We start from the raw sequence: 11928 nt of genomic DNA, 5'->3' as shown, positions 1-11928 counted from the left end.
CACATTCAAAAATGAGCAAATCGACGATTTTTTACACAAAGACAGATGAAGCACCGTTATTGGCAACCTATTCATTCTTACCAATAGTGCAGGCATTTGCAAATAAAGCAAATATTGATGTTGAATTGAGAGATATCTCGTTGGCAGGAAGAATTCTATCAAGTTTTACAGACTATCCCGATGCCCTGTCAGAATTAGGAAAACTGACGCTGAGTCCTGAAGCAAACATTATCAAATTACCAAATATTTCTGCATCTGTCCCACAGTTGAAAGGTGCAATTGCTGAATTGCAAAAAGCAGGTTACGCTATTCCCAACTATCCGGATGAGGCAACAACAGATGAAGAAAAAGCAATCAAAGCGACATATGCCAAAATACTCGGTTCGGCTGTGAATCCTGTGTTGCGCGAAGGAAATTCAGACCGCCGTGCTCCGAAAGCAGTTAAGAATTATGCAAAAGCGAACCCGCATTCAATGGGAGCGTGGTCGGCAGATTCCAAAACGAAAGTGGCGCACATGACAAACGGTGATTTTTATGGAACGGAGCAGTCACTAACGGTTGACCATGATACACAGTTCAAAATTGAATTTGTAGGAAAAGACGGAGCAGTAAAAGAATTAAAGGGATTGTCTCCATTGAAAGCAGGAGAAGTAATTGATTCTTCTGTGATGAATATCAATGCATTGAAAGCATTTGTTGCTCAGACAATTGAAGAGGCGAAGGTAGCAGGTGTTTTACTTTCAGCCCACCTGAAGGCAACAATGATGAAAGTTTCCGACCCGATTATTTTCGGAGCGATTGTAGAAGTATATTTCAAGGACGTATTTACCAAATATGCCGACCTGTTCAAAGAGTTGGGAATTAACAAAAACAATGGATTAGGAGAGGTGTATGCTAAAATTGCAGGGAATGCAAAAGAAGCAGAAGTAAAAGCGGCGATCGATGCTGCAATTGCCAACGGACCTGCGCTGGCAATGGTGAATTCAGATAAAGGTATCACCAACCTGCACGTCCCTTCGGATGTGATTGTAGACGCTTCTATGCCTGCAATGATCCGTACTTCCGGACAGATGTGGGATGCAGCAGGAAAGCAGCAGGATACATTTGCGATTATCCCGGATCGTTCTTACGCCGGTGTGTACGTTGCAACAATTGAAGACTGTAAAAAACACGGGGCATTGGATCCAAAAACAATCGGTTCAGTTCCGAATGTCGGATTAATGGCGCAAAAAGCAGAAGAGTACGGATCACACGACAAAACATTCCAGGCAGAAGCAGATGGAACAATCCGTGTGGTGGATGCTGCAGGAAATGTATTCTTTAACCAGGCTGTAGAATCCGGGGATATTTTCAGAATGTGCCAGACAAAAGACGCACCGATCCAGGATTGGGTAAAGTTGGCTGTTAACAGAGCGCGTTTATCTGCTACTCCGGCTGTATTCTGGTTGGATGAAAACAGAGCACACGATAGAGAAATCATTAAAAAAGTCAATAAATACTTACCGAATTTTGATACAACAGGACTGGATATCCGTATCATGAATCCGGTAGATGCAACGAAATTCTCATTGGAACGCATCCGAAAAGGAGAGGACACGATTTCCGTGACCGGAAATGTATTGCGTGATTACCTGACGGATCTGTTTCCGATTCTGGAGTTGGGAACATCTGCCAAAATGTTGTCCATCGTTCCGTTGATGAACGGAGGAGGGCTGTTTGAAACAGGAGCGGGAGGTTCTGCACCGAAGCACGTAGAGCAATTTTTGGAAGAAGGATACCTGCGTTGGGATTCGCTGGGTGAATTCCTTGCTCTGGGAGCTTCTTTTGAGCATTTGTCGCAAACACAAAACAACCCGAAAGCATTGGTGCTGGCGGAAACATTGGATGAAGCAACGGAGAAATTCCTGGCGAATGATAAATCTCCTGCACGTAAAGTGGGACAAATCGATAACCGTGGATCCCATTTTTACCTGGCACTGTACTGGGCACAGGCATTGGCAAACCAGACGAAAGATGCGGAACTGGCAAACCAGTTTGCTGTTTTGGCAAAAACACTGACGGACAATGAAGCAACAATCAATGACGAACTGATCAGCGCGCAAGGGAAGGCAGAAAACATCGGCGGGTATTATTTCCCAAATGATGAGTTGGCTGCAAAAGCAATGCGACCAAGTGCGACTCTGAACGCAGCGATTGCAGGATTGTAATCTCACAATAAAATAACAGGAGAAAGGATGGCGAAAGCTGTCCTTTTTTCGTTTAAATCCTTTGACGGTAGTGTGTGTGCTTTTTTTTCCCGGTGCAATGTCTCTTTCAGGTGACACAGTCGGTATAAAAGCGATTACACACATTTTTGAGGCAATACCGGTTTTTATTTAAGATGTTTTTGTCTTAAATAAAAAATATGTTTATTTTTGTTTCATAAAACAGAAAGTAGGATGTTCTCAAAAGCATGTGAGTATGGGATTAAAGCGATTATCTATATTGCGACCCAATCATTGAATGACAACCGTGTAAAAATCGGAGATATTGCAAAAAACACAGATTCTCCGGTAGCATTTACAGCTAAAGTCTTGGGAGCGTTGGTAAAACGGAACATCGTACAGTCTCAGACAGGCCCAAATGGTGGATTCTATATAGAAAAGCACCGGATGGACGCAATTCGCGTAAGCGATATTGTTACAGCGATTGACGGGGACGAATTGTTTGAGGGGTGTGCACTTGGCTTAAAGTCATGCAGTCACCTGGAACCTTGCCCGTTGCATGATAAGTTTGTCGAGATTCGGTCGAATCTGAAAAAAGTACTGCAGGAAACAAGTGTTTATGATCTTACAGTTGGTTTGCAGGAAGGAGTTACGCGATTGATCAGACAGGCATAAAATGAAAGAAATGAGAAATTACTAAGTGATATACTTATTTACGACTTTTTTATCTTAAATTCAATAAATATGGAAAATGTAAGTTGGTTTGAACGGCAGGCAAGTTGGTTTGAAGTGTCTCGTTTTGGTGCAATGACATTGATGATGACATTTTTAAGTTGCTTTGGTTCCATTGGGGCAATGTATTCGATAGAGAACCATTTTTACCTGGGGTTGGTTGTATGCGCAATTGTTACAATGGCTTCTAATGCGGCGTTTATCGCCCAGATTCCTGCAAAACTGTGCCTGATCTTTTTTTATGTTGGCCTGGTTTTAAACGCTGCAGTAATTGTAGCCAATATTTTCATGGAATGATGAAACAGGATATTGAAAAAATAGAAGACATCCGGCTATTGGTTGATGAATTTTACGGAAATGTGCGGAGAGATGGTCTTTTAAGTCCCGTTTTTGAAGGGATTATTCAAGACCGGTGGGAAGAACACCTGGAAAAAATGTATCGGTTCTGGCAAACGATCTTGTTGGATGAGCATACCTATTATGGGGCTCCGTTTCCTCCACATGCTCAGATGCCTGTTGATACAACACACTTTTCCAGATGGATCGGGATTTTTCATCGTACAGTAGACTCGCTGTTTGAGGGGGAGCGTGCAGAGAAGGCGAAAAAACAGGGAGAACGGATGGCTTCTATCTTTCAATCTAAAATTGCTTACCTGAAAGCACATCAATTAATTTAAAGTATGGTATCCGGGTCATTAATTGTTGCTTTACTGACAGGTATCTGGTTGGGGTTTGTCGGTGCAATCAGTTTCATGGAATCGTGGTTGAAATTTAAGGCGCCCGGGATCAACCGATCATTGGGAGTGGGAATCGGACGGTTGGTGTTCAAAGCATTAAACCGGGTGGAATGGTGTTGCTTTCTGTTGATAACGCTACTTTTTATTGTCAATGTCAATTTGCTTGAACAACAGGGGATGACCGCAATGACGGGGTTATTGATTGTGCTGGTTGTACAGACTTTTTGGATGCTTCCTGCAATGGACAGGCGTGCGGCCATGTTGCTCAATAATATTCCGATAGAGCCGTCCCGTTACCATATTGGTTACGTGTTGCTGGAGTTGCTGAAAGTAGGTTTACTTGTTCTGCTGTTTCTCGCATAATCATCAACGGAAGTCCGGATTTAAACACCAATCAAAAGAATTGTTCCCCGGAAAATAATTCAACAATAACTTATTGATAATTAGATTTTTGATTTTTTTTAATGGATATTACTAAACGGATGGGTCTCATGATTAACAGAAAATCATTATTTTTGCATAATTAAATAAAGGAGTTAAACAATAAACATAAATTTGTTTCGTTTCTTTCAATAGGAACCAAAATAAATGAACGCCTATGTTAAATAGTTTACCCTCAATTGCTCCTGTAAAAAAGGAGAAAAAAAACGGACCAAGTCAATCAGTTTTGAATACCATTTTTAACTACAGTAAATCACTGGATGTAAAAACGGTCAAAAAACAGAAAATATTAATTCACCTGAATTAATTTCTTACCAAAGGAAAACATAAAAGCCATCTGAGCACACAGATGGCTTTTTTTGCGCCGTGTTTTTTGTATTCGAAACCATAGAAACAAGAGACTTGCGAAAATTAAATCCCGTTTTCCCAGCTAACTTGTCCAACAAAACATGAAAATAAAAGTTTTGCCGTATCTTTGAACAAAGATTTATCTACTTTTAAAAAGCATGGCATTAAAACAACATCTGTCACAAAAGCTGGAGCAACGGTTGTCTCCGCAGCAAATTCAGCTAATGAAGTTGCTACAGGTACCCACTATGGAGTTAGACCAGCGCATTAAACAGGAAATTGAAGAAAATCCGGCATTGGAAGAAGGGAATGATGAATCAGAGGATGATTTTGATGCACAGGACGATTTCGAAGGAGAGGACGAATTTGGCAACGATGATGTTGACTTTGATATTTCGGACTATTTTGATGACGATACACCGGATTATAAAACACAGGTTAACAACCATTCCAGGGATGACGAGGAGCGGGTGATACCGTTGTCCGGAGAACAATCGTTCCAGGAACGGATGATGGATCAGCTGACATTGGTCGATTTGGACGATACACAGTTCCTGATCGCAGATGTACTGATCGGAAACCTGGATGATTCGGGGTACCTGAACCGGGAAGTGGAAGCCATTGTGGATGACCTGGCGTTTTCCATGAATGTGATGGTGACGGAAGAAGAAGTAGAAGCAGTGTTGAAAGTAATCCAGGAGTTGGATCCGGCCGGAGTCGGTGCTCGTGATTTACAGGAGTGCCTGATCCTTCAGATCAACCGGAAGCAGGATGGTGATATTACTAAATTTACCGCCAAAAAAATCCTGGAAGACCACTTCGAAGAATTTACAAAAAAACACTATACACAGATTCAGAAAAAACTGGAGATTGAAGAAGAAGACCTCAAAGAAGCAATTGACGAGATCATTAAACTCAATCCAAAACCGGGCGGATCAATGAAAGAAGCTGCTAAAAATATGCAGCAGATCATCCCCGATTTTATGGTGACAGAATTTGAAGGGAAGCTGGAACTGACAATTAACGGGCGAAATGCTCCAGAACTGCGGTTGAGCAAAGGATATGAGAATATGCTCAGAAGCTACTCGGAAGGTGCAAAAACGAGTAAATCCGATAAAGAGGCATTGCAGTTTGTAAAACAAAAACTGGAAGGAGCCAAGTGGTTTATTGATGCAATCAAGCAGCGGCAAAATACACTTTTACTCACAATGACTGCCATCATGGAGTACCAGCGCGAATTTTTCCTGACGGGAGATGAAACGCAATTGCGCCCCATGATTCTAAAAGATATTGCCGATACGGTAGGATTGGATATTTCAACGATTTCACGTGTTGCCAACAGTAAATACGTACAAACCAATTATGGAATTTTCCCGCTCAAGTATTTCTTTTCAGAATCATTGTCAACAGATTCGGGAGAGGAAGTGTCGACCCGGGAAGTAAAGAAAATCCTGTCGGATGCGATCGAAGGAGAAGAAAAAAGAAAACCGCTTACAGATGAGAAACTGGCGGATTTGCTGAATGAAAAAGGGTACAATATTGCCCGTAGAACAATCGCAAAATACCGGGAACAACTCAATATACCTGTAGCCCGATTGAGAAAAGAACTGTAAAATGGAAAAATTCTTCCGTGTTATTTCATGGATTTTTATGCCGTTGTCAATGCCGTTGGTTGCATTGACAATTGTTCTGTACACACCTACCGAACTTGATTTTTATACACAGGTCAACGCACTTTACTACCTGGATCCATCGGTTAAGCGATTTTTCTTTAATTCATTTGCATTGTTCGGATGGATGTTTCCCGTTGTTTCTATTTTGATTTTACGACTTACCAAACAAATTGATTCAATTGAACTGGACAACCAGAAACAGCGATTTACACCCTTGTTGTTGTCGGGTGTTTATGCAGCAATGCTCCTGACCTTACTGTTCAAATTCAACAGCCAGGTAACATTATCCGTACATCTTTTTTCATTGGCATTTTCAGGTGTCTTTATCGCTGTTATCTTTTTGATTATCAATTTGAAATTCAAGATTAGTTTGCATGCTGCCGGGGTCGGAATTTTGCTGGGATTCTTATTTTCGTATTACTTGGAACAATCTTTGATAGGAATTTGGCAGGTATGTAGTGCGTGTGTTTTGGGGGGATTTGTAATCGCTTCAAGAATCGCATTGAAGAAACATACAAATAGTGAATTAATAATTGGATTTATTTCAGGTTTTTTTATTACATTCATTACGGATTTTATGATTACTCTTTATTTCTAAATTAAAACGTATGAAAAGTAGTGTCGTTTTTGCTGGTGTGCTTACTGCATCAATGCTGGCAGGCTGCGGTTCCGGTAGTAAAGGAACAGGGAAAGGAATTAACTTATTCACCGTTAGCCAGGACAAAGAACTTGGAGCTCAGGTAGCAGCTGAAATAGCTGCAGATCCGAAAACATACCCGATTCTCGATTCAACAAAATACCCGTCTGTTTACCAGTACATCTATAAAGTAAGAGATAAGATATTAAATTCAGGGAATGTGAGCCTGAAAAATGACTTCTCCTGGAAAATTCAAGTGATTCATGATGATGCAACACTGAATGCATTCTGTACCCCGGGCGGATACATTTATGTCTACACGGGAATTTTAAAATTCCTGGAGTCTGAAGACCAGCTCGCCGGAGTTCTCGGACACGAAATTGCCCATGCGGATATGCGTCACTCAACCCGGCAGATGACAACGATGTATGGAATTCAAACCTTGCTGGATGTCATTGCGGGCAACAGAGAATCTATTAAAACAATTACTTCGGGACTGATCGGATTGAAATTCTCCAGAAACCATGAAACAGAAGCCGATGAACGTTCTGTACACTATTTGTGCGGAACGGACTACAATGCAGACGGAGGTGCGGGATTTTTTCAGAAAATTCAGGCTTCCGGAGGTTCTAAAACACCTGAGTTTTTGAGTACGCATCCGAACCCGGATAACAGAATAGAAAATTATCACAATCAAAAAACGATAAAAGGTTGTACAGGAAATAAATCCTATACAGCAGAATACAAAGCAATGCTTAGTAAACTCCCTTAGATTTTTTACCTAATTATACTTCACACTCAATGAAGACAAAACGAACCTCACTGGAAGATATCGCAAAAGCAGTCGGAGTTTCGAAAGCAACCGTTTCATTTGTTTTAAATGGAAAGGGGGATGAATTCAACATCAGCAAGGAAAAACAAAAACTGATTCAGGACACGGCTAAAGAAATGCTGTATGTCCCCAATTTCTTCGCCAAAAGCCTGCGGCAGGGGGAAACAAAAACCGTCGGACTCGTTGTTTCGGATATTTCCAACCCTTTTTATGCAGAATTGTGTAAAACCATCCAGGAAGAACTGCACAAGAAGGGATACAATGTCTTTATCGTAAATACGGATGAAGACAAAGAACTGGAAAAAATACTCATGCGGGAATTGTTTCAGCGTTCAGTCGACGGAATGATCATCTCTCCGAGCAACCGGATTGATTCGTTGATTCCTATTTTGCATGAAACACATATCCCCGTTGTATTTGCAGACAGACAAGGTGATGAAAATGCTGACTTTGTAGGTGTGGACAACTTTAAAGAAGCAAAGAAACTGGTCTATAGTTTTTCCAAACAACCCAATAAACTGGCCGTTGTACTGAAAAGCAACAGTATGGTAATTACCCTGGAAGAACGCATTCAGGGAGCGGAAGCAGCATGTAAAGAACTGGGAATTCCAATGGAGCTGGTGCAACTTCCGACAGACCCGAAACAAGTGGATAAAAAAATCAAATCGCTGACTGAAAAAGGATTTGATTCCTTTTTGGTGTTGAATAATGTCGTTGTATTGAAAATCCTTGCAGGATTAAAAAACAATGGAATTGAGTTGGGAACCCAGGCACGAATGATCTGTTTTGATGACGATGAAGCATTCGCATTTGTTGACCCGCCGATTACTGCGCTTCGCCAACCGATTGTGGAAATCGGAATCCATGCGGTTGATCGTTTATTCGACCGATTGAAAGAAAGTCATAAACCCGGGAAACACGACCTGCGTAAGTGTGAACTGGTGATCCGAAAGTCACATTAGTGAAAAGCAGCGTTCTGAGGGAATAAATAAGTTGCCAGCCCTGCTTTTTTTGCCCCTTCAATGTGCTGAATACTGTCGTCGATGAATAAAACACCTTCCGGGCGTACAGACATCTTTTCACAGACACTTAAAAATGTCTCCGGATGTGGTTTCCGCAACTGGAGATGATGCGACAGAAACGTGTGATGAAAATAATCTTCAAGTGGTCGCTCCGTTACCTTTTTCAAGCTTCTTCTGACACGGTCTTCGTGTAAATCATTGGTGTTGCTTAGTAAGGCAATCGTATGAGTGGTCTTTAATTGTTCCAGGAACGCTAATTTTTCAGGTTGAAACGCTTTGATCATCGCATTCCATGCCGCTACAACCTGGTTGGGGGAACAATCGCGCGGCAGAAACTCTTTTAATTTGTTGATAAAGTGAAGACTGGATATAGCCCCTGTTTCATAACGGTCAAACAGATCTGTCTGCAATGCCTGAGAATATAATTCTTCGAATTGTTCAGATCCTAACTCCTGAAATGCTCTGGTTGTAGCTGTATATTCCAGGTCAATCACCACTCCCCCCAAATCGAAGATGACTACATCATATGTGTTGATCAATTTAATTAATTCCATGGTACAAAAATAAAAAAGGCCGGCAAAAACCGACCTTCCGTGTAAACTATTGAAAGAAAATTATTTTTTCAATTCCAGGTGCAATTTGTAATCGATCTGAGGGACGATTCTTGTTCCTCCCTGATCAGCAAATCCTTGCGATTTGATTCCTTCAAAATCAAATGTAAATGTACCGTCAACGATCAATTTATCTCCTTCCACTTTCGTAGAAACCGGAACGTCTTGTGTAAATTCAACACCTGTAACTTTGATTGTAGTTGGTAATTTACCGTCTTTCAACTCTCCAACAGTTACTTCTGCAGTCGGGAATTGAGCTGCATCAAAGAAAAAACCACCTTTCAAGTGCGCATTCAATGTGTCTCCCATCGGAGCAGGCAACTGATCTGTTGTTTTGATAGAGTTCATATCTACTGTCAATGCACCTGAAGTGATTACATCGTCAGTTGTTTCAACAGAACCTTTTGAAAAACTGATCACACCACCGTGTTCACCTGTTTCGTTCCCTTTTTTGTATCCTTTCCACTCCAATGTAGACGCTGCTGCATCAAGTGTATAATTAGCTACTACCGGTTCAGTTGCTGCTTCCTCAGAACCACCACATGCCGTAAGCAAAGCGGCTCCGGCTGCGAATAAAAATAAATTTAGGTTTTTCATAATTTTGAATTTTAACTGGGGCAAATATACAATTAAACAATATACCATGGTAAATAATTTTATTGAAAATTTTCAAATTTATTCTTTTTAACCATTTTTCACATATTCTAAAGAATACAACCTCAATAAATAACAGTATTTTTCGTGTAAGTGAAAAAACGCTCGTATTGTTATTTTTAATTAGCTTTGCAGCATAATTTATCTTTCTATGAAGCAATTGGCTTTACTTGGCATCACGCTGATTTTTAATTCTGCTTTCGGACAACAGTCACAGGATCTGATTCCTAAAGATGCAGTAACGGTATTGAGCATTAATAATATGTCTGTTTTTCAGAAGGTTTCGCTGGATGAACTGATTCAGTATGATTTTATGATTGACATTCAACAAGAATTATTTGATGGTTCTACAGCTGGAAAGTCGATCAAGGAAGCCGGAATTGATTTCAATCAGAAATTAAACGTGTTTTACGGAAAGACATACGATTATGAAATCTCCGGGTTTACATTCGGGATTTCTGACAAAGAGAAATTATTCACTGTTTTTGACGACTTCGAGCAGGAGCAATCCGGTTATCCCTCTGTGGAGCGGTACAGTTCTTATTTCAACCAGTTGATCATCAAAGGGAACAGTGGTTTGCTGATTCGCGTGGAGCCATTACACGATCGTATTTCAGATGTGGCGGATTCCATCTGGTATGCCCGTGGAAATGACTACTACTGGGGAGCTTATGACGATGAGTTCATGATTGATAATGTGGAAGAAAACATCCTGGATGTCGAAACAGAGGAGATCATTAACGAAGAAATCGTATTTGAAGATACCATCACGGAGCCCGGAGAATATGTGTTTGAAGAAGTCAAAGACATTGTGTCTGGTAAAACATATTGGGAATTGCGGGACAGTGTCTCTTTTTCATTGCAGATTACCTATTTGAAAGAACTCACAGACGGGTTGTTTCTCAGAAATGAATCCCTCATTAACGCGGATGTTCGTTTTGCAAACCAGTTAAAAAGTACATCAGACGGTGTGTTCTATCTTGACAACTCCAGGAACCTGGAAAAGAATCAAAGTTTCTGGTACATGAAAACGATGTTTCCCGGACTGTATGCCGAATTGAAAGACTTGTATACCGGGAATGTCATTGTGGGCGATATCTTCCTGAATGAAAAAAACATTCAGTTTAAAGTGGTTTCGAATTACGGAGAAAAATTGGGATCGGTATATCAAAAACTCAACGACTCCAAGTTTGACAAGAACATTTTGAAGTACATTCAAAAAGACAATTCTGCATTTTTCACCTACAACATCAATTTGAGGGAAGCGTATGAGCAAGCATACGATGTGATTGTTCCCATCCTGGAAAAAGAAAAAAGTATGCAGGTAACAATGAACCTGCTGGTGCTTGAATTATTGGATGAATACATCAATAAAGATGCGTTGTTCGGAAGTTACAAAGGAAGTATGTTCGGAACCTTCAACGGTATTAAGAAAGTGAAGACCAAAAAAATCATTTTCGATTACGATGAAGAAACCTGGGAATATACCGAACAAGAGGTCGAGGCGGAAGAGGACATGCCGATTTTTACGCTCGGATTTTCAACAGACAGACCTGACATTGCAGAGAAGATACTGAAACGATTGAGTCGCGCAACTTCCCAGATTGAGCAGGTAAATGATCACTGGGTGTTTTACGATGCTGTAATGGAATCAGCTCCGCTTTATTTCGTTAATAAAAACGGATTGTTTATCATTACGAATGACGAAGATCTGGCAGTTAATCATTCGAATGGATATGGTGCGAATGCCATTACCGGGAAGAAAGCAAAAGAAATTAAGTCCAATGGGTTCATGTATGCTGAAGTTGATTGGGGGAAAACCATCGACCGCCTTCCGAGAGACATGTTCACCGGAGAACAAAACGAAATTGTAGACGCGATGCGTGGAAAAGGAGGAATGATTAAACTGACCTCCAGCAAAACGACAAAGCAACACACCAAATTTGATTTGATCTATTCGTTTGAAGGTTCTTTTGAAAATTCCAGTAAGTATATTTTAGACTTTGTAAACAGTATTTACCTTATTTCAAAATAGGC

Annotated in this window: 12 protein-coding genes; 10 read left to right on the top strand and 2 right to left on the bottom strand. The window is 40.7% G+C overall.

Annotated features, from left to right (window positions below):
* Window positions 1-11: 11 nt before the first annotated feature.
* The 9 genes from H9Y05_RS01975 (at window position 12) to H9Y05_RS01935 (ending at window position 8566) form a co-directional block, all read left to right on the top strand.
* Window positions 12-2207 (top strand): NADP-dependent isocitrate dehydrogenase, encoded by a 2196-nt coding sequence (locus tag H9Y05_RS01975; RefSeq protein ID WP_216713352.1) that lies wholly within the window; start codon window positions 12-14, stop codon window positions 2205-2207.
* A 231-nt stretch (window positions 2208-2438) separates the two neighbouring features.
* Window positions 2439-2879, top strand: coding sequence for an RrF2 family transcriptional regulator (locus H9Y05_RS01970; RefSeq protein ID WP_163490426.1), 441 nt, complete (start codon window positions 2439-2441; stop codon window positions 2877-2879).
* A gap of 69 nt (window positions 2880-2948) precedes the next feature.
* Window positions 2949-3233 carry a hypothetical protein gene (locus tag H9Y05_RS01965; RefSeq protein ID WP_163490425.1) on the top strand — a complete coding sequence of 95 codons (285 nt, stop codon included), beginning with the start codon at window positions 2949-2951 and terminating at the stop codon, window positions 3231-3233.
* Complete coding sequence (locus H9Y05_RS01960; RefSeq protein ID WP_163490664.1) at window positions 3233-3613, top strand: group III truncated hemoglobin; 381 nt, start codon at window positions 3233-3235, stop codon at window positions 3611-3613. Before H9Y05_RS01965 ends, H9Y05_RS01960 begins: the two co-directional genes overlap by 1 nt.
* 3 nt (window positions 3614-3616) lie before the next feature.
* The gene (locus H9Y05_RS01955; RefSeq protein ID WP_163490424.1) at window positions 3617-4036 is read left to right on the top strand and encodes a hypothetical protein; all 420 of its coding nucleotides are present in this window, start codon (window positions 3617-3619) and stop codon (window positions 4034-4036) included.
* 584 nt (window positions 4037-4620) lie between these two features.
* Window positions 4621-6075 carry an RNA polymerase factor sigma-54 gene (gene rpoN / locus H9Y05_RS01950; protein WP_163490423.1) on the top strand — a complete coding sequence of 485 codons (1455 nt, stop codon included), beginning with the start codon at window positions 4621-4623 and terminating at the stop codon, window positions 6073-6075.
* A gap of 1 nt (window position 6076) precedes the next feature.
* On the top strand, window positions 6077-6733 hold the full coding sequence (locus H9Y05_RS01945) for a hypothetical protein (protein ID WP_163490422.1): 657 nt from the start codon (window positions 6077-6079) through the stop codon (window positions 6731-6733).
* A 10-nt stretch (window positions 6734-6743) separates the two neighbouring features.
* A complete protein-coding gene (locus H9Y05_RS01940; RefSeq protein ID WP_163490421.1) occupies window positions 6744-7544 on the top strand; it encodes a M48 family metallopeptidase in 801 nt (266 codons plus the stop codon).
* Window positions 7545-7573: 29 nt separating this feature from the next.
* A complete protein-coding gene (locus H9Y05_RS01935; RefSeq protein ID WP_163490420.1) occupies window positions 7574-8566 on the top strand; it encodes a LacI family DNA-binding transcriptional regulator in 993 nt (330 codons plus the stop codon).
* Here the strand turns inward: H9Y05_RS01935 and H9Y05_RS01930 are convergent.
* The gene (locus tag H9Y05_RS01930; protein ID WP_163490419.1) at window positions 8563-9180 is read right to left on the bottom strand and encodes an HAD family hydrolase; all 618 of its coding nucleotides are present in this window, start codon (window positions 9178-9180) and stop codon (window positions 8563-8565) included. The two genes, H9Y05_RS01935 and H9Y05_RS01930, sit on opposite strands and share 4 nt — an antisense overlap.
* Before the next feature lie 60 nt (window positions 9181-9240).
* Window positions 9241-9834 (bottom strand): YceI family protein, encoded by a 594-nt coding sequence (locus H9Y05_RS01925; protein WP_163490418.1) that lies wholly within the window; start codon window positions 9832-9834, stop codon window positions 9241-9243.
* Between the two features lie 208 nt (window positions 9835-10042).
* On the opposite strand from H9Y05_RS01925, the gene H9Y05_RS01920 reads away from it, so the two are divergent.
* Complete coding sequence (locus H9Y05_RS01920) at window positions 10043-11926, top strand: DUF4836 family protein (protein WP_163490417.1); 1884 nt, start codon at window positions 10043-10045, stop codon at window positions 11924-11926.
* Window positions 11927-11928: the final 2 nt, after the last annotated feature.

Origin of the sequence: Taishania pollutisoli (assembly GCF_014518315.1) — a bacterium.
Classification (GTDB): domain Bacteria; phylum Bacteroidota; class Bacteroidia; order Flavobacteriales_D; family Crocinitomicaceae; genus Taishania; species Taishania pollutisoli.
The sequence above is the reverse complement of the archived record's forward strand: the minus strand, read 5'-3'. Positions and strand labels throughout refer to the sequence as shown.